Raw genomic sequence first — 20,157 nt, forward strand, 5'->3', positions numbered from 1 at the left:
GGCGGTTTCAAGGCTGGCGCAACGACTCGAAACCTGCCGGAGAATCCTGTCCGGGACCGGTAAGAGCCAGCACCTTGAACAATGTGCCCATCTCCTTTTCACCAATCAAGCGTTGCACGGCACTGTCGATGTCGGCCGCCTGTCCCGGCGTCGCCCGTTCGCGCAACATCGCGGCGCGTTCGCGGATGCCGAGAGCCGCGAGGAATTCGCCCTGGGTGACGGGACCCCATGCGCTGGCTCCTCCAGCCCTTGCCGCATCGCCGAGCAGCTCGAAATCGACATGGGCGGTCAGATCGGCGGCGCCGGGATCCTCCAGCACCGGGACGAAGGCGTGGTTCCGGACGGCCTGGAGCGTTTCTCCCGCCGCCGAGCGCGGATGTCCGTAGTCGACGATCACGGCGGCTCCTCCCGACGTGGCGAGCCGGCCGCCCAGTTCGCGGGCGATCGCGGTGGCGGCGGGGCAGATCTCGAACACGCTGCCGACGGGGGAGGCGCGGACCCGTGCCGGGATCAGCGCTTCGAGCGGACCGGGACGGCGGTCCAGCACGATCCGGAAACCGCCGCTTTCGGGATCGATATCGACGAGACGCTCGGTCCAGCCATGGGACGTCTTCTCGAACTGCCGGATCGGAAGGGCGTCGAAGAACTCGTTGGCGATGACCAGCAGGGGACCGTCGGGCAGCGTCGAGACGCTGTCATGCCAGACCGGCTTGCCGCCTTGCAGGGCAGGGGCCAGCATTTCGACCTGGCGCAGGCGGAGGACGGGACTGGTTTCGACCAGGTGGACGCGGACAGCCTGGCGGAAGGACGGTAGCATCGCCGCCGCTCGAAGCGCGTCGCGCATCAGCGTGCCGCGTCCCGGTCCGAGTTCGACAAGGCCCACGTGTTCCGGCGAGCCCATGGCGGCCCAGGTGTGGGCGCACCAGAGGCCGATCAGCTCACCGAACATCTGACTGATTTCCGGCGCCGTGATGAAGTCGCCGGCGGCGCCGAAGCGGTCGGCAGTGATGTAGTAGCCGAACCGGGGGTGCCCCAGCGCGTCGCCCATGAACGACGCGACGGAGACGGGTCCCTCGACCGAGATCCTTCGTTTCAGATGCTCCGTCAGCCGGCGGTCAAGCGCCATCACGCGCACCCTCGCTGCCGGCTTGCCGGCTCACCTCGCCCCGGCGGCGCGCGATCACGATCAATGCCAGACCGGCGAGCACCATGGGGACCGACAGGATCTGCCCCATCGTCACGTTGCCGCCCAGCAGGAAGCCCAGCTGAGGATCCGGTTCGCGGAAATGTTCGACCAGGATACGGCTGAGGCCGTAACCGATGAGGAAGATGCCGCCTAGCATCCCGGGCCGGTTCCGGATCGAGGAGCGCTGGGCGAGGATTGCCAGCACGACGAACAGCACCAGTCCTTCCAGGGCAGCTTCGTAGAGCTGGCTGGGGTGGCGGGGCAGGCCGCCGGCCCGCTCGCTGGGGAAGATGACGCCCCAGGACACGTCGGTCACGCGGCCCCAAAGCTCGGCGTTGACGAAATTGGCGATGCGCCCGAAAAACAGACCGATCGGGACGGCGCAGGAGATGATGTCGCCCAGGGCGAGCGGCGAGAACCTGCGCCTATAGGCGAACAAGAAGATGGCCGCGATCACGCCCAGCATGCCGCCGTGGAACGACATGCCGCCGTGCCAGACCGCCAGCGCCTCCAGCGGGTTGTTTAGATAATAGGCGGTATTGTAGAACAGCACGTAGCCCAGCCGTCCGCCCAGGATGACGCCGATCACCGCCCAGGTCAGGAAATCGTCGAAATCGACCGCGGTCGGCGGCCGCTGGTCCTTGCGGGCGAGATAGATGCAGTAGCGCCAACCGGCGACGAAGCCGATCAGGTAGGCCAGTGCATACCAGCGGATCGCGAGTGGCCCGATCTGGATCGCGATCGGATCGATGGCAGGAAACAGGATGGCAAGCATGCGGCGGTTCGGCTCAATACATGGAGGGCGGTAAGGTCCTGAAGGCGATATCCCGAAGGCGGATGCCTTCCACGGACTGGCCGGAACGCGGGATCTCCCGCAGGTATCGCAGAGCTTATAGGCATGCTTGCCGCACCGCCGCAAGTGATGCCCCGTTGCATCGGGCCGGACCGAGGCCCATAATACTCCCGTTGTGCAAGGATATGGTACTCATGCAGGTCGATAATAAGCTTCTCGATGATCTGGCGCGCGTAGCGGGCGGCGCCATCGGCGCGCTGACCGGGTTGCGTGGCGAGGTCGAAGCCCAGGTGCGTCAGCAGTTCGAGCGCATCCTGAGCCAGATGGACGTGGTCAGCCGCGAGGAGTTCGAGGCTGCCCGCGAAATGGCGGTGAAGGCGCGGACGGAGCAGGAAGACCTGACGGAGCGGGTGACCGCACTGGAAGCTTTGGTCGCGACGCTGGTCGCCGAGCGGGAACTGTCACATGCAGCACCCGGACCGAAACGGTCGGCCCGTGCCCATGGCGCCGCCGACCAGACGCCGGCGCCGGATGCTTCCTGACCGGTACGCTTTCTGACCGGTACGAAACTTCCTTCGGGATCTGGAACGATCCACCGGGTCGGCCCGGTTCCGAATGGATAAAATACTGAATTCTGTTGCGCGTCCGTGGCCGTTCTGTCACGGTCCCCGGCGGTAGTAGCCCCACGATCTCCTTGATACAACATATCGGGGCATAGAAATCCGACCGGCCCGGAACAGCCGGGCGATCGATGGGGCCGTTGCCGCCAACCGCGCGCGATGAAGGAGTCGCAGGCATGTCGGCAGTCGCCGTCGAAGAGTCCCCTACCACGACGCTCAACCCTCTGGACATGATCGAAGAGATCGTGGTCGCCAACCAGTGGCCTTTCGACCGTTCGAACGACGACGAACTGATCGTCGAAATCGCTGCCCGCTGGTGCGACTATCGTCTGTACTTCGTCTGGCAGGAAGAGGTGAGCGCAATGCAGTTCTCCTGTCAATTCGACCTTAAGTCACTGGCCTCGCGCCGTTCCCACGTCAACGAGCTGCTGGCCGACATCAATTCGCGGATGTGGCTCGGCCATTTCGACGTCTGTCCGGACGAGCATACGCCGATGTTCCGCCACACGATCCTGCTGCGCGGCGCCCCGCGGGCCAGCGTGGAACAGCTGGAGGATCTGGTGGAGATAGCGCTTCTCGAGTCCGAGCGGTATTATCCTGCTTTCCAATTCGTGATCTCGGGTGGCAAGACCGCATCGGAAGCGGTCACCGCTTCCATCCTCGATACAGTCGGCGAGGCGTGACAATGGGATGCTCGTTGCTTCTGGTCGGCTGCGGGAAGATGGGCGGCGCCTTGCTGGACGGTTGGCTTGCCGCCCGCACCGTCGATCATGTGGTCGTCGTCGAACCGCAGGGCGCGTTCCCCGCTGATGCGGGAGCAGCGGGCCAGCGGATCGTCCGATGCGCCGGCGTGTCCCGGATTCCCCCCGGTTTCGACCCAGATGTGGTGGTGATCGCGGTCAAGCCGCAGGTCATGGACGAAGTCGTCCCGGGTTACGCCGGCTTTGTCCGGCCCGGTACGGTCTTCCTGTCCATCGCGGCCGGCAAGACCATCGACTATTTCACGGCCCGGCTGGGCGCCGATGCCGCCATCGTCCGGGCGATGCCCAATACCCCGGCGTCGGTAGGACGCGGCATGACCGTGGCGGTCCCCAATGCCGCCGTCACGCCCGAGCAGCGCCGGCTGTGCGAAACCCTGATGGGCGCGGTCGGACAGGTCGCCTGGGTCGAGGACGAGAGCATGATGGACGCTGTCACCGCCGTTTCCGGCGGTGGGCCGGCCTATGTCTTTCTATTGATCGAGACGCTGGCGAAGGCCGGAGTGGCGGCAGGATTGCCGGAAGACCTGGCCATGAAGATCGCACGGGCGACCGTCGCCGGGAGCGGCGAGCTGGCGGCCCGCTCGATCGAGCCGGCTGCGTCGCTTCGCAAGAACGTGACCAGCCCCAACGGTACGACCCAGGCCGCTCTTGAAGTGCTGATGGCGGACGACGGTATCCAGCCGCTGGTCGACCGGGCCATCGCGGCGGCGACGGCGCGGTCGCGGGAACTGGCGAGCTGAAGACCGGCAGCGGTCTCCCGGGTGCGCTGCAGTTCAGGCGCCTGGGAGACCGTGAGCTGCGGCCGAGGGCTGAAGCATTTCCCGAAGCCTTGCCAATGCGCGTTTTTCCAACTGCCTGACACGGTCCTTGGAGATCCCAAGCTCCCGTCCGATCGCTTCGAAAGTGGGCGCTACGTCGCTCATATGACGTTGGCGGATGATCGCCGCCTCACGGGCCGGCAGCATGGCCAGCGCCTTGTCGATCAGGCCGGTCCACAGGCGGCCGATGCTCCGTTCCTCCACGATTTCTTCCGGATTGGGCTGCTCGGCGGGTAGCCGGTCGATGGGCGCCTCGGCGTCCTCGCCGTCGCCATCGCGCAGCGGAATATCGAGCGACCGGTCGAAGCACGCGATCCGCCGGGCCAGGCCGGAAACCTCGGCCTGCGGCAGTTCGAACCGTGTCGCCAAGGCGGATAGCGCGTCTTCGTCCAGGGCGGCGGAATTGGTCCGCTGTTCCGCCGCCACCTTCTTCAGCGCGAAGAACAGCGCTTTGTGAGCGGCTGTCTTGCCGACCCGCACGAGCGACCATGACCGGACCACGTAATCCTGGATCGCTGCCCTGATCCACCACATGGCATAGGTGCCCAGCCGCGCGCCGCCGTCCGGATTGAACTTGCGTACCGCCTGGATCAGGCCGACCGTTCCTTCCTGGATGAGTTCGTTGACCGGCAGGCCGAACCGCCCGTAGCTCCGGGCGATCTTGACGACGACGCGCAGATGGCTTTCGACCAGCCTTTCGGCCGCCGCCGGATCGCCGGCAGCGGACCGCAACGCAAGGTCGCGCTCCTCATCGGGAGTCAGATAGGGGAGCCGGTGCGCCAGGGTCGTGAGGCAGCCGGAGGCCCATCCAGGCAAAGCATTCATCCTTTTCGCGCCCGAACCAGAAGGTGGGAAAGCATCTCATGCCCCTGCATACAGTCAACTCCTGAGGAGGAAGATCGTCCCCCCCTGCGCTGAAATCGACCATGTCGCCGCCGGGACCTTTGGCATTCGGCGTAGCGGCCCAATCTTATTGTCAAAGCAAACGAACTGCACGGGAATCTCGGATACCATGGTCAAGAAGGCTGATCTGTCGCGTCGCATCATCGACACCGCCCTGTCGCTCGCTGGAGAGAAGGGATGGCGAGCCACGACCATGGCCGACATCGCCGCTCGAGCCGAGATCACTCTCGCCGAGATCTACCGGGTGTTTCCCGCCAAATCCGATATCCTCAAAGGCTTCACCCGGCAGATCGACGAAGCGGTCCTTGCGGTCGGACCGGATGGGGACGACGGTGAAAGTCCCCGGGACAGGCTGTTCGATGTCATGATGCGTCGTTTTGACGCGCTCACCCCTTATCGGAGCGGATTGGACAGTATTTCCCGCGATCTGCGAGCGGACCCGGTGGCCGCATCCGTTCATTCCTGTGCGCTCCGGCGTTCGCTGGCCTGGATGCTCGAAGCGGCCGGTATTCCGTCGGATGGTATCTCCGGCATCCTTCGGGTCAAGGGTCTGGCGGTGATCTATCTGATGGTATTCAGGGTTTGGCTGACCGATGACAGTGCCGACCTGTCGCGCACCATGGCGGCGCTGGACTCCAGGCTGCGTCAGGCGGAGCAGTTTTCGAACAGCCTGCCCGGCCGCAGGCGGCGAAGCGGCGGCAAGACGAGCGGCACGGGAAGCCCCGAAGCGGATGAAGCGGGTATAACGGCCTGAGTGGCTGTCTTGTTGCGTTGCACAAAAGAAGTTGACGAAGATTTGCGCAATATGCATGATGCGGCATCAGTGATGTTGCAGCGCAGCAACCAGAAACGCTTTTTGAGGGGAATTCCAAATGGCCAAGACGAACCCATTCTTCGACGTCGACGTGTCCAAGTTCGCTGACGTTTCCAAGCTCATGTCCGAATTCAAGCTTCCCGGCGTCGATGTGGAATCCGTCCTGGCTTCCCAGCAGAAGAACATTCAGGCGCTGACCGCCGCCAACCAGCTCGCGTTCGAAGGCTTCCAAGCCGTCGCTCGCCGCCAGTCGGAAATCGTTCGCCAGACCTTCGAGCAGACCTCCGCCATCGTGACCGAGCTGATGGCTGCCGGGTCGCCGGAAGACAAGGTCGCGAAGCAGGCCGATCTGGTCAAGCTGGCCTTCGAGAAGGCGCTGTCGAATGCCCGCGAACTGGCCGAGCTGGTCGCCAAGTCCAATTCCGAGGCCGCCGACGTGATCAACAAGCGCGTCAGCGAGAGCCTGGAAGAACTGAAGGCTTCGGTCGCTCAGATCAAGTCCGCCAAGTAAGTCCGGCATTTCGACGGCATGCCGCCAGCCGGCACGCCGTCCATTGACTTGCACGGGATCGGGCCGCTGTCGGGAAACCGGCGGCGGCCTTGTCTTTTGCCCATGTGATCGCTAGCGTCGTCCCCTCATAAACAAGGAGAGACGACAGATGGCGGGCATGGAAGAGGCAGCGACGACAAATATCACCTTCAACGATTTCCTGAAGGTCGACATTCGCGTCGGCACCATCGTCGCCGCCGAGCCCTATCCGGAAGCGCGCCGACCCGCCTACAAGCTTCAGGTCGATTTCGGGCCGCAGATCGGACTGCGCCGGACTTCGGGCAGATTACCCGCCACTATACACCGGAGACTTTGATCGGCCGCCAAGTTGCCGGAGTGATCAATTTTCCGGCAAAGCAGATCGGCAAGTTCATGTCCGAAGTGCTTGTGCTGGGGTTTCCCGATGCCGACGGCGAAGTCGTGCTTGTCGCCCCGGAACGGCAGGTGCCGAACGGCGGACGTCTTTACTGACCATAATCTCCGAACAAGGACGGCTCAGACCGGCAGGCGAACCACCGCCCGCAGGCCGCCGCGCGGGCTGTCGCCGAGCGTGATGTCGCCGCCGTGGCTGCGGATGACGTCGCGGGCGATGGTCAGGCCGAGGCCGACGCCGCCGGTGGATCGGTTGCGGGAGCCTTCCAGGCGGAAGAACGGCCGGAAGACGTCTTCGTGCGAACTGGCGGGGATACCGGGGCCGTCGTCGTCCACGGTGATCTCGATCGCGTCGTCACGCCGTCCGGCCTGCACCCATACATGATCGGCATAGCGCCGGGCGTTGCCGATCAGGTTGGCAAGGCAGCGCTTGACCGAGTTGGGACGGAGCGGCAGGCTCAGCTCGCCTTCGAGGTGCAGGTCGACGATTGCACCGTCGCGCCGGGCACTGCTGACAGCCTCGTTGATGAGCCGGTTGAGATCGGTGGGTACGGGGGCTTCGGCACCTTCGCCGCGGGCGAAGGCCAGATAGCCCTCTATCATCTGCTCCATGTCAATCACGTCGACCTTGAGGTCCTCGACCTCCTGGCAGTCGCCGAACAGCTCGAGCTGGATCTTCATGCGGGTCAGCGGGGTCCGCAGGTCGTGGGATACGCCGGCCAGCATCTCCGTCCGCTGGCTGATCTGGCGCTGAATGCGCTCGCGCATCACCAGGAAGGCGGCAGCCGCCTGCCGGACCTCCGTGGCGCCTTCCATCTTGAAGCGGGTGACGTCGCGGCCCTTGCCGAAGGCGTCGGCGGCGGCGGCCAAACGCCGGATCGGGCGGATCTGGTTGCGCATAAAGATGATCGCGATGGCGAACAGCACCATCGCGGCGCCGACCATCCACAGCAGGAAAATGTAGGTGGTCGAGCTGAACAGCCGGCGTTCCGGCGACATCACCGAGAGCACGCCGTCGGCCATCTGGACACGGATCTCGATCCAGTTGCTGGCGACGCGCGTGTCTATCAGGAAAGGTTTGTGCACCCGTTCGTCCAGCGCCATCCCGAGCGTGCGTTCCAGCAGGCTGGTCAATTCCCGCCTTTGCGGCGGCAGGATGGCTTCGGGCTCGAACGTGATGATCAGGTCCATCGTCCGCGCCGCCATCGACAGCGTTTCGGTGCGATCCGCCATGGTGACGTCGCGTTCCAGCTGCTCGATCACCATGCCGATCTCGCCGCCGACCGCGTAGGCCAGCCGGTTGGTCATGGTGTCCCAATGCCGGTCGTAGAAGATCCAGGTGGCGACGACCTGAAGCAGGATGACGGGCGTCACGATGATCAGCAGCGACCGGCCGAACAAGGTCTGCGGCAGGATGCGCTTGATAAGCCCGCCGAAGCCGGGGCGGCGCGGCAGATAGCTGCGGGCGGTCAGTTCCGGGATCGTCGCCGTCATGGTGCCGGGCTCATGGCTACAGCCTTAATCCGTGTGATGTCTTCATTCCGGTCCGGTCATTCCGATCTCAATACATAGCCCTCGCCGCGTACGGTGTGGAGATAGCGCGGCAGGCGCGGGTCGTCTTCCAGCTTGCTGCGGAGCCGGCTGACCTGGACGTCCACCGTCCGCGCGTTGCCGACGATCCCGGCACGGTCGGCCAACTCCTCACGCGTCAGGATCGAGCCCGGCTGGCTCGCCAGCACCCTGAGCAGGGCCGCCTCGGCGCTGGTCAGGCGGACGATCTCGTCGCCGTGGCGCAGTTCCTCCCGATCGGGGACGAAGGTCCAGCGTCCAATCCTGAGATCGGCCATCGGTTCCACTGGACGCGGCACGCGCCGCAGGATCGAGCCGATGCGCAGCACGAGTTCGCGCGGCTCGAACGGCTTGCTCATGTAGTCGTCGGCACCGGCTTCGAGGCCCGCGATGCGGTCGTCGAGTTCGCCCCGCGCGGTCAGCAGCAGGATCGGCACCTGGCTGTCGCGCCGAAGCTTCTCGGTCAGTTCCAGGCCGCTTTCCCCAGGCATCATCACGTCCAGCACGAGCAGGTCGAAGGCGAGGCTTTCCAGCTTGGCGCGGGCATCGGCGGCGTCCTGGGCCGTCGTCACCATGAAGCCGTTCTTGACGAGGTACTTGCGCAGCACCTCGCGCAGCCGGAGGTCGTCGTCGACCACGAGGATGTGGGGCATCTCCTCGGTCATGGCGATCCCTGTCATTCCGCTTTCCCCCCATTTCCCGGCCCCTTCCATCCGTGAACCCATCCTGTCACGGCGATGCCGGTTTTTTCAGCGTTTTGTCTTCTCAGCGCTTCGTGGTGGCGGCGCGATCGATCCGGGCGGAGAACTTCGGCCGGTCCTCGTCGTCGATGATGCCCAGCATGACCTCGCGGAAGCCTTCCACGGCCACCGCTCCGGCCTTGCGGTAGGCACGGGCAATCCGCTGCCGCTGGTTCTCCGATAGCTGCCGCTCCAGGTCGATGCCTTTCTCGGTCAGTTCCAGCAACCGCTGTCGGCGGTCGCGCGTTCCGGGCCGCTGCGTGACGAAGCCGAGGCGCACCAGTTCGCTCAGCACACGCGACAGGCTCTGCTTCGTTATGCGCAAAATCGATAGCAGCTCTGTGACCGTGATCGCGGGGTTCCGTCCGACGAAGTAGATGACCCTGTGATGGGCACGCCCCAGGCCGATTTTCCCAAGGATTGCATCGGGTTCGGAGGTGAAGTCGCGGTAGGCGTAGAACAGCAGTTCTATCCCCTGGCGCAGTTCCTCCTCACGCAGGAACAGTGGATTGACCCCGGTTTTTACGTCAGCCATGTTGACACAAATATGATCCGAATGTTACGTCTGAACCACCAAAACGAGACATAATCTAACAATGAAAGTGCTTTGCGATGTCCATTCTTCCCTTCGATGATCGCGATGGCCAGATCTGGTTCGATGGCGAACTGATCCCGTGGCGCGATGCCAAGGTCCATGTGCTGACCCACGGCCTGCACTATGCAAGTTGTGTATTCGAAGGAGAGCGCGTTTACAACGGTTCCGTCTTCAAGTTGACGGAACATTCCGAAAGGCTGGTGAAATCGGCAGAGATCCTCGGTTTCAAGCTACCCTACAGCGTTGCCGAGATCGATGCCGCTACCAACCTCGTGGTCGAGGCACAGGGATTGACCGATGCCTATGTGCGCCCCGTCGCATGGCGCGGCAGCGAGATGATGGGCGTTGCCGCCCAAGGCAACACGGTTCATGTCGCCATCGCCTGCTGGCAATGGCCGAGCTATTTCTCGCCGGAAGCGCGCATGGCCGGCATCAGGCTCCAGACCAGCAAATGGGCGCGGCCGGCTCCCAACACAGCACCGACCGCCAGCAAGGCCGCCGGCCTCTATATGATCTGCACGATGAGCAAGCATACTGCGGAAAACGAGGGATTCCACGATGCGCTGATGCTGGACTACCGCGGGCGCGTCGCCGAGGCGACTGGCGCCAACTTCTTCATGGCGGTCGGCGGCAAGCTGCATACGCCCACGCCGGATTGTTTCCTGGACGGCATCACCCGCCGCACTGTGATCGGCTTGGCCAGGCAGCGCGGGATCGAGGTGATCGAGCGGGCGATCATGCCGGAAGAACTCAAAACAGCCGATGAGATATTCCTGACCGGTACGGCGGCGGAGGTCACTCCCGTCAGCCGGATCGACGGCCTGACATTCACGCCGGGCCGGATCTGCATGACGCTGATGGAAGACTACGAGAGGCTTGTACGAGGTGCTGCGGTCACGGACGTCGCGGCGGAGTAGGGGCTTCCATCCTGGAACGGGACCGCTGAGCCGTCACCGCGGCTTGGCTTCGGGGTAGATCGCGACGATGCCGTCACGGAAGTCCTTCAGGTGCTCGATCACGCCGTCGACGTCGGCGACGAGACCCTGGAGCGCCACGCCGTCGCGCATCGCCGCCTTCCAATTTTCCAGCAGCGTCTCGACCGCGTCTTCGGTCGCGTAAGATGACAGGTCGGAGCTTGGCTTGGCCAGCTTCCTGAGCATGTTGCAGATGATATCTGGATCGGCGCTCATCTGAAACCTCTGACGGTGAAACCCGCCAGATAATTACTCAAGGTTACCTTATGGAAAGTTAATGGCATGGAAAGTTAATGGCGCGAAAATGCCGCCATCAGCGCTGCTGCCATTTGTCGGCGGCAGCGTCGTCGCTGTCCTTCGCCTCGACCCACTGGCTGCCTTCGGCGGTTTCCTCCAGCTTCCAGAACGGCGCCCTGGTCTTCAGCCAGTCGATCAGGAAGTGGCAGCTTTCGAAGGCGGCTTCCCGGTGTTTGCTGGCTGTCGCGACCAGCACGATCCTGTCGCCCGGCTCCAGCCTGCCGTAGCGGTGGATGATCAGCGACGCCTGGAGCGGCCAGCGACGGTTTGCCTCCGCCTCGATCTCGGCAAGCTGCCGCTCGGTCATGCCGGGATAGTGTTCCAGCGTCATGGCGCTGGGGCCGGAGCCCATTTCCCGCACCAGTCCGATGAAGCTGGTGACGCCGCCGATGCTCGCATCGCCCTCCGTCAGTGCCGCCAGTTCGGCGCCGATGTCGAAGTCATCGGCCTGTACCCGGATCGCCATGAAACGCTCAACCCCCCGTGACCGGCGGGAACAGTGCCACCTCGTCGCCGGCTGCCAGCGGATGGCCGGGGCGGACATATTCCTGGTTGACCGCCACCCGTACCACCGACGGGTTCTTGAGCGCATCGGCGAAGTTCGGGCCGCGGGTCTGGAGCCAGCCGATCAGGGAGGCGACGTCGCGGACTTCGGCCGGCGGCGCCACATCTTCCTGGGAGACTCCGATCTTGGTCCGAAGCCAGGCGAAATAGAGCAGCTTCATGGCGGTTCCTTCGGTTTGCCGGCGCCTTCAGCCGACGCTGCGCGCGGCACCGGTGGTGCCGTGCGGCTGTCCTGGGCGCGGAGTGGGTTCCGGCTCCGGTTCCCGTTCCTCGTTCATGTGCTTCCAGCCGGCCTGCATGTAGTCCCAGCCGGTGATCAGCGTCAGCAATCCGGCGGCCCACAGGCCGATCTCGCCGATCAGTTCGACCGGCAGCCAGGGCGGGCCGTCGTTGCCGACGATCAGGATGCCGAGCGCCACCATCTGGATCGCGGTCTTCCACTTGGCGAGCTTGCTGACCGGCATGCCGACGCGGATGCCCGCCAGGAACTCCCGCAGGCCGGACACCAGCACTTCGCGCAGCAGGATAACGACGGCGGGGAGAACTGAAATGCCGTTGAGCTTGTCCACGGCGACCAGCATGAACAGCACCGCCGCCACCAGCAGCTTGTCGGCAATCGGGTCGAGGAACTTGCCGACGATGGAGACCTGCGACCACGAGCGCGCCAGATAGCCGTCGACATAGTCCGTTATCGCCGCGGCGCCAAACAGGACGCATGCCGCCCAGGCAGCCCAGTGCTCGCGCACGAAGAACAGCCCGATGATGATCGGGATGACGACGATCCGCGAGAGTGTCAGCAGGTTGGGCAGGCTGGTCAGCATGACAGGAGGCTCTGAATTACGGCGGTCCGGCGGATAGGTGGCATTCTAGCCGTCCGGGTGGAAGTGATCATAAATCTTTTTGGCTACGGTTCCGCTAATCCCTTCGACTCCCTCCAGATCCGCCAGCCCGGCCCGCTCGACGGCGCGGGCGGAACCGAAATGGTGGAGCAGCGCCTTCTTGCGGCTCGGGCCGATGCCGGGGATCTCGTCGATCACCGATTGTCCGATCGCCTTGGTGCGCCGCGCCCTGTGGGTCCCGATGGCGAAGCGGTGGGCCTCGTCGCGCAGACGCTGAAGGAAATACAGGACGGGGTCCTTCGGGTCCATACCGAAAGGCGGCCGCCCCGGCATGAAGAAGCGCTCCCGGCCGGCGTTGCGGTCCGGTCCCTTGGCGATGGACACCACGGCGAGGTTCGTGATGTCCAGTTCGTTCATGACCTCCATCGCCGCCGAGAGCTGTCCCTGGCCGCCGTCGATCAGGACGAGGTCGGGCCAGGTGCCGCGCTCGCGGTCCGGGTCTTCCTTGATCGCGCGGGAGAACCGGCGGGCCAGTACCTCCCTCATCATGCCGTAGTCGTCGCCCGGCGCTATGTCTGAGCGGATATTGAACTTGCGGTAGCTGTTCTTCATCATGCCGTCCGGGCCGGCGACGATCATGGCGCCGATCGCGTTGGTGCCCTGGATGTGGCTGTTGTCGTAGACCTCGATCCGCTCCGGCGTGGCGTCCAGGCCGAAGAGTTCGGCGACACCTTCCAGCAGCCGGGCCTGCGAGGCGCTTTCCGACAGCCGGCGGCCCAGCGCTTCCTTCGCGTTGACCAGGGCGTGGTCGAGCAGGCGCCTCTTGTCGCCGCGCTTCGGCTCGACCAGTTCGACCTTGTGGCCGGCGCGCAGGCTGAGCGCCTCGGCGATCAGGTCCTGCTCGGCCGGTTCGTGGCTGACCAGGATCAGGCGCGGCGACGGCTTGTTGTCGTAGAACTGGCTGATGAAGGCGCCGAGCACCTCCGGTAGTTCCAGGTTCTTGTCATGGCTCGGGAAATAAGCGCGGTTGCCGTAGTTGCTGCCGCCCCGGAAGAAGAAGACCTGGATGCAGGTGCTGCCGCCGTCCTGATGGCAGGCGATCACGTCGGCGTCGTCGATCCCTTCGATGTTGATGTCCTGATGCGCCTGGGTGGCGGTCAGCGCGCGGATGCGGTCGCGGATGCGGGCGGCGGTCTCGAAGTCGAGCGCCTCGGCTGCGGCCTGCATCTGCTTCGCCATCTCCGCCTGGATATCGCGGCTCTTGCCCGACAGGAAGGCGCGCGCCTGCAATACCTGGGACTGGTACTCCTCCGGCGTGACCCGGCCGACGCAGGGCGCCGTGCAGCGTTTGATCTGATGCTGCAGGCAGGGCCGCGTCCGGGTGGCGTAGACCGTGTCGGCGCAGTTCCGCAACTGGAAGGCGCGCTGGAGCGCCGTGACCGTCCGGTTGACGGCGCTGCCCGAGGCGAAGGGGCCGAAATAGTCGGCGGACTTGTCCCGGACGCCGCGATGCTTGGTCAGCTGCGGATAGTCGTGACCGCGGGTGATCTTGATATAGGGGAACGACTTGTCGTCCCGCAGGAGCACGTTGTAGCGCGGCATCAGCCGCTTGATCAGGTTCGACTCGAGAAGCAGCGCCTCGACCTCGGTATGGGTCGTGACGAACTCCATCGTCGTCGTCTCCGCCACCATCCGCTGGAGACGGGTCGGCAGCTTCATGACGTGGGTATAGTTGACCACCCGCTTCTTCAGGCTCTTGGCCTTGCCGACATACAGCACGTCGCCGTCGGCGTTCATCATCCGATAGACGCCGGGGCTGTTCGGCAAGGTCCGCAAGTAACTGCGGATCACGTCGGCGCCCTGCGTCAGATTGCCCGCTGCCGGCCTGCGCCGTGCCGGCGAGACCTGTTGAGGCGCCGCATCGGGCTGCGGAGCTTGCGGCGTCGCGGCTGCCGCCGGCTCGGGCTTTTCCTGGATGGTCTGATCTGCTGCCATGGTTGTCGTCATGTTGGCGGTATTCCGCGCTTGGTCAACCTGTGAACGGGCGTTTGGGCCGGGAATGGGGTACCCGACTCAATCGGCCTTGCGGACTATCCACGGAAACTGTGGATAACTCTGTCGATAAGCTGCGGACGACTATGCTTGGAGGCAGTATCTCTCAGGGTTTTCAGCCTCTGCACAAAACTTAGGCAAAAACATCAACTGTTTGATTCTGTTGATGTTTTTTCCTGTCAAGCGCCCTTGGCACGGTGTCGCGCCGCATTTTTCGGGTTGACAAGAAGCTGACGGCGGCGGGTGGGCACGTTGTGCAAAACTCGAAGGAGTAGCTATGACGACGTGCCATTGTGACAGTTCCGAGTTACCGGATACTGTCGCGACAGCTTATTCAACTGGGACGAATCCACGGCCGGGCTGTGCCCATCCCAAGTGCTCACCGCCATCCAGTGCGATCATCTGTCCGGTCAGCGCAGGAGCGTCCAGGATGAAGCGGACACCCTGGCAGATTTCCTCCGGACCGGTCGGACGCCGGAGCGGAATGTTCTCCCACTGGGCCGCGAAGTGCTCCTCGCTCTGGCGGTCGTTCCTCAGCGTCGGACCCGGACCGATGCCGTTGACCCTGATTCGAGGCGCCAAGGCCAGGGCGAGGGTCTGGGTCAAGGTCCACAAGCCTGCCTTGCTCAGCGTGTAGGAGACGAAATGCGGCGTCAGGTTCCAGACCCGCTGATCGATGATGTTGACGATGCAGCCATCCTCATCCGCCGGCAATTGGCGGGCGAAGGCCTGGGAGAGCACGAGGGGTGCCCGCAGGTTGGTCTCCATGTGGCGGTCCCAGCTCTCGCGGTCCGCATCGTCGATCTCGTCCCGCTCGAACACGCTGGCGTTGTTGACCAAGGCCGTCAGCGGACCGAGTTGCTCGACCGCCGCCGGGACGAGCCCCACCGTCTCCGCCTCGATGCCCAGGTTGGCCTGCACCGCCGCGGCACGACCACCCTGGCGGGTGATTTCCTCGACCACCGCGTCGGCATCGTCCCTGGACGTGAAGTAATGAACAGCGACGCCCCAGCCTTGGGCCGCGAGGTCCAGCGCGATGGCCTTGCCGATGCGCTTCCCCGCTCCCGTGATCAACACGGATTTTTTTCTGATCTCAACCATGGGGTTAATCTACCCGTGCCCACCGGTCAGGCAAGGGGCTTCAACGCGTAGAGAGCCACGGATAATCGCCGATCGGCTGGATATGGCTGACGATGCCGGCGCCTTCCCGCCAGAAATGCAGCGCTATCCCCGGCGGTTCCTGCGTCCACAGGCCCTTGGCTTCCGGGCTCAGCTCAAGCGCGAACTGGAACGAGACGGCGGGAGCGGTGCTGGCGAGCGTCCCGTGCCAGCGGACGCAGGTCGGCCGGTGGACATGGCCGCACAGGATCCGTTCGATGGCAGGGTGGTGTTCGACCAGCTCACCCAGGCGCTCGACTCCGAAGCAGCGGAGCTTGTCCATGAAGCCGATCCCGATCTCGTAGGGTGGGTGGTGCATCAGCAACACCGTCGGACGTCCTGGGGCTTCCGCCAGCCGGCCGGCCAGCCAGTCCAGCCGGCGGTGGCACAGCAGCCCCGGGACTTCGCCCGCAACAAGGGTGTCCAGCGCAATGATCCGGACCGGCAGGTGGTCGATCGTGTACTGGAAGAACGGGCCTTCCGGCGGCACCCAGGGCTGCCCGGCGCACAATCGCCGCAAGGCTGCGCGGTCGTCGTGGTTGCCGGGGATCGCGCACCAGGGAAGCTCCAGGGATTCCAGAAGCGGCGCCAGGGCCTCGTACTCGCCCGGCTTCGGCCCATTCACCAGATCGCCGGTGATGACGACCAGGTCCGGAGCAGGCCGAAGCGCGTTGAGCCGGGCGACGGCCGCTGCGAGCGTCGCCCGCGAATCGACCTTGCCGACGACATCAGCGCCTTCGGCCGCTACATGCAGATCGCTGATCTGGGCAATGAGCATCGCAATCTTCCCCGTCGGAGCCGTACCGGTGGCATGCTACTTGAAGACGATGATCCTTGAAAGGCGTCCCGAAAGGGTTTCGCTCGGACTGTCCAAGGGGAGATGAGGTTTCATGACTGCTTCGCGGAGTCGCTATTGGAAGGACCTGACGACCAAGGATTTCGCGGGAATCGATGCCGAACGCACGATCGCCGTGCTCCCGGTCGGTGCCGTGGAGCAGCATGGCCCGCATCTGCCGGTCTGGGCGGACAGTGCCATAAATTGCGGCATTGTCAGCCAAGCCGTGCCGCTGATCCCGGACGACCTATCTGTCCTCGTCCTGCCGATGATGCCCGTCGGCAAGTCGAACGAGCATCAGGCGTTTCCCGGAACCCTGTCGCTGTCGGCCGAGACCCTGATCCGGGTCTGGACGGAGCTCGGCGAGAGCGTCTTCCGCGCCGGGATCCGCAAGCTTGTTCTGTTCAACAGCCACGGCGGCCAGCCTCAGATCATGGATATCGTCGCCCGCGATCTGCGGGTGCGGCTCAAGATGTTCGTGGTGACATGCAACTGGTTCAGCGCCGGACTGCCCGAGGGACTGTTCCCGCCGTCCGAGGTCGAGCATGGCATCCACGGCGGCGCGATCGAGACGTCCATGATGCTCCATCTGCATCCCGAACTGGTGCGGCAGGCCGAGCGGCGCAACTTCGACAGCCTCAGCATTGAGATGGCTCAGGAGTTCAAGTACCTGACGCCGGAGGGGAAGATCAGCTTCGGCTGGCAGAGCCAGGACCTCAACCTGTTCGGGGTCTGCGGCGATGCGCGGGATGCGGATGCCGCCCGCGGCGCCGCCCTGGTCGATCATGCGGCCCACTGCCTTGTCGAATTGCTGGGAGAAGTCGACCGCTTCCCGCTCGACGCCCTGCGTGACCGCGTGTGACGCGGCTTGATGCCTGAACTTTCGGCATCTACCACAATGACGCCCCTTTTCGATGCAAATGTATCGTCCATAGGCATGCCATTGCTTGAATAATTACTGGTATGATGTTTGCATGCGAGATTAATGCGGATTTTGCCGCGAGTGTTCACTTAAGGGGGCGGGGCATTGGTCCCCTCCGCATGGGTCCCGCCCTCCTTTTTCAGGCCGATCTTCCTCGCCGTTCTCCAGTGCGAATCCGCGACGATCGGCCATGGCCGCTCTTGCCGATCGGAGTTATGTGGCGCAGCCTGAGAGACGTTTTGGTAGCGCCGCGACATTTCTATCCCACCCTTGGAATTCTAGAATCGGTTGCCTGAAAATGCCCAGCCGCTTCCATGCGACAATCACCGGCGCCTGCCGTGGCGCCAAGTTCTGGCTCAAGAAAGCGCTGGTACCTCTTTGCCTGCTGGAGGATGCCTCGCCGGAGGTCAGGGCGGGCGCCGACAGCGACGGTCTCGCCTTCGTCGACCTGCGGATCGAGCACGGCCGGATCAGCGCCGTGGTGCCGGGAGGGACCGCCCCCTGTTGCAGTCCGGGCATCAACCTTGAACGCGGGCAGGTCTGGCCATGCCCGGTCGATCTGCACACCCATCTGGACAAGGGACACATCTGGCCGCGCCGGGAGAATCCCGACGGCACCTTCGCGGGCGCTCTCGATGCCGTAGCACGGGACCGGGATGCTAACTGGACCGCCGACGACGTAACCGCCCGCATGGAGTTCGGCCTGAGATGTGCGTATGCGCACGGTACCCGCGCGGTCCGCACCCATCTCGATTCGGCCGGCAGACAGGCGGAGATATCCTGGCCTGTCTTCGACCGGATGCGCGAGCGCTGGAAAGGCCGGATCGACTTGCAGGCTGTCTGCCTCGTGACGCCGGAAACCTATCTGACCGACGAGGGCGATCGAATTGCCGAACTGGTGGCCCGCCACGGCGGCGTGCTGGGCTGCGTCACCTATATGGTCCCACGGCTGGACGAGGCGTTGGACCGGCTCTTCGCCCTGGCGGACAAGCATGGCCTGGACGTCGATTTCCATGTCGATGAGACTGGTGACGCCGAATCCGTCAGCCTCCACCATATCGCGGAGGCGGCGCTGCGCAATCGGTTCGAGCGCCGCATCCTGTGCGGTCATTGCTGTAGCTTGGCGACACAGGAGCCGGAGCAGGCGGCGAGCACCCTGGACCTCGTGGCGAAGGCCGGGATCGCCGTCGTCACGCTGCCGATGTGCAACCTCTATCTTCAGGATCGGGTTCCCGGCCGGACGCCGCGCTGGCGCGGAGTGACCCTGCTCCACGAGATGCGGGCGCGGAACATTCCGGTGGCTGTCGCGTCCGACAATTGCCGCGATCCCTTCTATGGCTACGGCGATCACGACATGGTGGAAGTCTACCGGGAAGCAACGCGGATCCTGCACCTCGACCGCCCGGTCGGCGACTGGCCCCGAGCCGTGACGGCGACGCCGGCCGGGATCATGGGGCTTGATGGCGCCGGTCGGATCGGAGTGGGGCAGGTCGCCGATCTCGTGGTCTTCCGCGCCAGAGGCTACAGCGAACTTCTGTCACGGCCCCAGTCCGACCGCGTCGTTCTGCGTGCAGGACAACTGCTGGATGCCGAGGTCCCGGATTATCGCGAGCTGGATGAGCTGTTCACGTGAGGCGCAGGGGAGACCAGACGGGACTGGCGAAGGTTCAACCGGCTTCGTCAGGCTGGCTCTTCGGCTTGCGGCCACGACGCTGGGGTCTGACGACGAAGCCCAGCCGCCTCTCCAGATCGTTGAAGAACGTTTCGCTGCCGAGTGGACGGCCTATTGTTTCCGCACGCCGAAGCGCCGTCACCGCTTCATCGGGGAGTTGCCGTTCGAGCAGCGAGACGAAATCGGGCACCCGGTCGAGGACGGGCTGGACCGTCGCCAGTTCGTCGTTCCGCCGCCGCAAATGCGCCGAGACACTCGACCACGGCCAGTACTCCGGCTTCTCGACCAGACCGGCGCGGACCGGATTCAACGAGACGTAGCTGACAGCGTCGATCAGGTGCTCCTCATCCATCAGAACCGCGCCGAAGCGTCCCTGCCATAGGTGCCCGGTCCAGCCGTTGCGCCTGTTGATGCGCGTCGTGTAGTTCCGATGGGCCTCGGCCAGCGTTCGCCGCAATCCGTCCTCATCGGACGGGACCAGGATCATGTGGACGTGGTTGGGCATCAGGCAGTAGGCCCAAACCTCTGTCCTCGCCTTGGCGGCGGCATCCGCTATCAAATGGCGGTATGATTTGTAGTCGTCGTCGCTAAAGAACGTGCGCTCCTGCCGGTTGCCGCGTTGGGTGACCAGATGCGGCATGTTCGGGATGACGATCCGGCGGAGGCGCGCCATGACGGTCCTTGAGGTTGTGTGGATAGCGACGCTTACTTAGCCGCGGCCGGTCTTCGTTGTCATCTGAAACGTAAACTGTCACTGCTTTTCCGGACAAGCATAAACGGTGATGACGGACGGGCCGGCCGGAAATTCCCGAATTTTTCAGCTTAGTCCGCGCACATTTTCCGCTCATTCCAAAGCGTTGCGGTTTGCCGCCAGAGTGCCAGAGCAACTTGGGCTTGTGCGGCGATAAGATGACCGACCGAAAAATCAATGTCTTGGAGGAGGTTGGGATGGGAAATGGAACAGAAAGGAAGAGGTGGGCCGCCGTTTTGTCGGTCGTCGGATTGACGGCATTGCCGGTGGCGCTGGGTGTCGGATTGATCGATATCCCGGCCGCCTATGCCAAGGGCGGTGATGGTGGCGGCGGCGGCGGCGGCGGCGGCGGTGGCGGTGGCGGTGGCGGCG

At 64.3% G+C, this 20,157-nt stretch carries 22 protein-coding genes and 1 pseudogene; 9 read left to right on the plus strand and 14 right to left on the minus strand.

What is annotated here, in order from left to right; translation table 11 throughout:
* Positions 1-7 precede the first annotated feature (7 nt).
* Together N826_RS26330 and lgt are read right to left on the minus strand one after the other, a co-directional pair.
* The gene (locus N826_RS26330) at positions 8-1,126 is read right to left on the minus strand and encodes a class I SAM-dependent methyltransferase (protein ID WP_044433636.1); all 1,119 of its coding nucleotides are present in this window, start codon (positions 1,124-1,126) and stop codon (positions 8-10) included.
* Entirely contained in the window at positions 1,116-1,961 is an 846-nt protein-coding gene (lgt, locus tag N826_RS26335; RefSeq protein ID WP_044433638.1) for a prolipoprotein diacylglyceryl transferase, read from the minus strand. Before lgt ends, N826_RS26330 begins: the two co-directional genes overlap by 11 nt.
* 212 nt (positions 1,962-2,173) lie before the next feature.
* Between lgt and N826_RS26340 the strand changes: the two genes are divergently transcribed.
* The 3 genes from N826_RS26340 to proC all read left to right on the plus strand — a co-directional run bounded on the left by N826_RS26340 (position 2,174) and on the right by proC (position 4,100).
* Positions 2,174-2,521, plus strand: coding sequence for an accessory factor UbiK family protein (locus tag N826_RS26340; RefSeq protein WP_044433640.1), 348 nt, complete (start codon positions 2,174-2,176; stop codon positions 2,519-2,521).
* 254 nt (positions 2,522-2,775) lie between these two features.
* Complete coding sequence (locus tag N826_RS26345; RefSeq protein WP_044433642.1) at positions 2,776-3,282, plus strand: type III secretion system chaperone family protein; 507 nt, start codon at positions 2,776-2,778, stop codon at positions 3,280-3,282.
* Between the two features lie 2 nt (positions 3,283-3,284).
* Positions 3,285-4,100, plus strand: a complete 816-nt coding sequence (proC, locus tag N826_RS26350) for a pyrroline-5-carboxylate reductase (RefSeq protein WP_044433644.1) — start codon at positions 3,285-3,287, stop codon at positions 4,098-4,100.
* A 33-nt stretch (positions 4,101-4,133) separates the two neighbouring features.
* Here the strand turns inward: proC and N826_RS26355 are convergent, their stop codons facing one another.
* Positions 4,134-5,003: an RNA polymerase factor sigma-32 gene (locus tag N826_RS26355; protein ID WP_044433646.1), complete on the minus strand. Its 870-nt coding sequence runs from the start codon at positions 5,001-5,003 to the stop codon at positions 4,134-4,136.
* A gap of 187 nt (positions 5,004-5,190) precedes the next feature.
* Here N826_RS26355 and N826_RS26360 point away from each other — a divergent pair, with 187 nt between their 5' ends.
* From N826_RS26360 to N826_RS26370, 3 genes and pseudogenes are all read left to right on the plus strand, one after another.
* Positions 5,191-5,835 (plus strand): TetR/AcrR family transcriptional regulator, encoded by a 645-nt coding sequence (locus N826_RS26360; RefSeq protein WP_044433648.1) that lies wholly within the window; start codon positions 5,191-5,193, stop codon positions 5,833-5,835.
* Positions 5,836-5,953: 118 nt separating this feature from the next.
* Entirely contained in the window at positions 5,954-6,406 is a 453-nt protein-coding gene (locus tag N826_RS26365; RefSeq protein WP_044433649.1) for a phasin family protein, read from the plus strand.
* Positions 6,407-6,563: 157 nt separating this feature from the next.
* A pseudogene (locus N826_RS26370) lies at positions 6,564-6,916 on the plus strand (tRNA-binding protein).
* A gap of 24 nt (positions 6,917-6,940) precedes the next feature.
* Here the strand turns inward: N826_RS26370 and N826_RS26375 are convergent.
* The 3 genes from N826_RS26375 to N826_RS26385 all read right to left on the minus strand — a co-directional run bounded on the left by N826_RS26375 (position 6,941) and on the right by N826_RS26385 (position 9,661).
* Positions 6,941-8,311: an ATP-binding protein gene (locus N826_RS26375; protein ID WP_052832086.1), complete on the minus strand. Its 1,371-nt coding sequence runs from the start codon at positions 8,309-8,311 to the stop codon at positions 6,941-6,943.
* 56 nt (positions 8,312-8,367) lie between these two features.
* Positions 8,368-9,051: a response regulator gene (locus tag N826_RS26380; RefSeq protein ID WP_084721209.1), complete on the minus strand. Its 684-nt coding sequence runs from the start codon at positions 9,049-9,051 to the stop codon at positions 8,368-8,370.
* 100 nt (positions 9,052-9,151) lie between these two features.
* Positions 9,152-9,661 (minus strand): MarR family winged helix-turn-helix transcriptional regulator, encoded by a 510-nt coding sequence (locus tag N826_RS26385; RefSeq protein ID WP_044433652.1) that lies wholly within the window; start codon positions 9,659-9,661, stop codon positions 9,152-9,154.
* A gap of 77 nt (positions 9,662-9,738) precedes the next feature.
* On the opposite strand from N826_RS26385, the gene N826_RS26390 reads away from it, so the two are divergent.
* The gene (locus N826_RS26390; protein ID WP_044433654.1) at positions 9,739-10,638 is read left to right on the plus strand and encodes a branched-chain amino acid aminotransferase; all 900 of its coding nucleotides are present in this window, start codon (positions 9,739-9,741) and stop codon (positions 10,636-10,638) included.
* A 33-nt stretch (positions 10,639-10,671) separates the two neighbouring features.
* Here N826_RS26390 and N826_RS26395 read toward each other — a convergent pair whose 3' ends face one another.
* The 7 genes from N826_RS26395 to N826_RS26425 all read right to left on the minus strand — a co-directional run bounded on the left by N826_RS26395 (position 10,672) and on the right by N826_RS26425 (position 16,383).
* Positions 10,672-10,911, minus strand: a complete 240-nt coding sequence (locus N826_RS26395; protein WP_044433656.1) for a hypothetical protein — start codon at positions 10,909-10,911, stop codon at positions 10,672-10,674.
* 97 nt (positions 10,912-11,008) lie between these two features.
* Positions 11,009-11,458 (minus strand): molybdenum cofactor biosynthesis protein MoaE, encoded by a 450-nt coding sequence (locus tag N826_RS26400; RefSeq protein ID WP_044433657.1) that lies wholly within the window; start codon positions 11,456-11,458, stop codon positions 11,009-11,011.
* Between the two features lie 7 nt (positions 11,459-11,465).
* Positions 11,466-11,717, minus strand: a complete 252-nt coding sequence (moaD, locus tag N826_RS26405; RefSeq protein WP_044433659.1) for a molybdopterin converting factor subunit 1 — start codon at positions 11,715-11,717, stop codon at positions 11,466-11,468.
* Between the two features lie 27 nt (positions 11,718-11,744).
* Positions 11,745-12,377 carry a CDP-diacylglycerol--glycerol-3-phosphate 3-phosphatidyltransferase gene (gene pgsA / locus N826_RS26410; RefSeq protein ID WP_044433661.1) on the minus strand — a complete coding sequence of 211 codons (633 nt, stop codon included), beginning with the start codon at positions 12,375-12,377 and terminating at the stop codon, positions 11,745-11,747.
* A 45-nt stretch (positions 12,378-12,422) separates the two neighbouring features.
* Positions 12,423-14,390: an excinuclease ABC subunit UvrC gene (gene uvrC / locus N826_RS26415; protein WP_373866631.1), complete on the minus strand. Its 1,968-nt coding sequence runs from the start codon at positions 14,388-14,390 to the stop codon at positions 12,423-12,425.
* A gap of 387 nt (positions 14,391-14,777) precedes the next feature.
* Entirely contained in the window at positions 14,778-15,548 is a 771-nt protein-coding gene (locus N826_RS26420) for an SDR family oxidoreductase (protein WP_044433663.1), read from the minus strand.
* 40 nt (positions 15,549-15,588) lie between these two features.
* Positions 15,589-16,383: a phosphodiesterase gene (locus tag N826_RS26425; RefSeq protein ID WP_044433664.1), complete on the minus strand. Its 795-nt coding sequence runs from the start codon at positions 16,381-16,383 to the stop codon at positions 15,589-15,591.
* 112 nt (positions 16,384-16,495) lie between these two features.
* Between N826_RS26425 and N826_RS26430 the strand changes: the two genes are divergently transcribed.
* The gene (locus N826_RS26430) at positions 16,496-17,302 is read left to right on the plus strand and encodes a creatininase family protein (RefSeq protein WP_044433665.1); all 807 of its coding nucleotides are present in this window, start codon (positions 16,496-16,498) and stop codon (positions 17,300-17,302) included.
* Between the two features lie 358 nt (positions 17,303-17,660).
* Positions 17,661-18,995: a cytosine deaminase gene (locus N826_RS26435; RefSeq protein WP_084721207.1), complete on the plus strand. Its 1,335-nt coding sequence runs from the start codon at positions 17,661-17,663 to the stop codon at positions 18,993-18,995.
* Positions 18,996-19,029: 34 nt separating this feature from the next.
* Here N826_RS26435 and N826_RS26440 read toward each other — a convergent pair whose 3' ends face one another.
* Positions 19,030-19,707: a transposase gene (locus N826_RS26440; protein ID WP_044433666.1), complete on the minus strand. Its 678-nt coding sequence runs from the start codon at positions 19,705-19,707 to the stop codon at positions 19,030-19,032.
* Between the last annotated feature and the right edge of the window lie 450 nt (positions 19,708-20,157).

The sequence above is a fragment of the Skermanella aerolata KACC 11604 genome (assembly GCF_000936425.1).
Classification (GTDB): domain Bacteria; phylum Pseudomonadota; class Alphaproteobacteria; order Azospirillales; family Azospirillaceae; genus Skermanella; species Skermanella aerolata.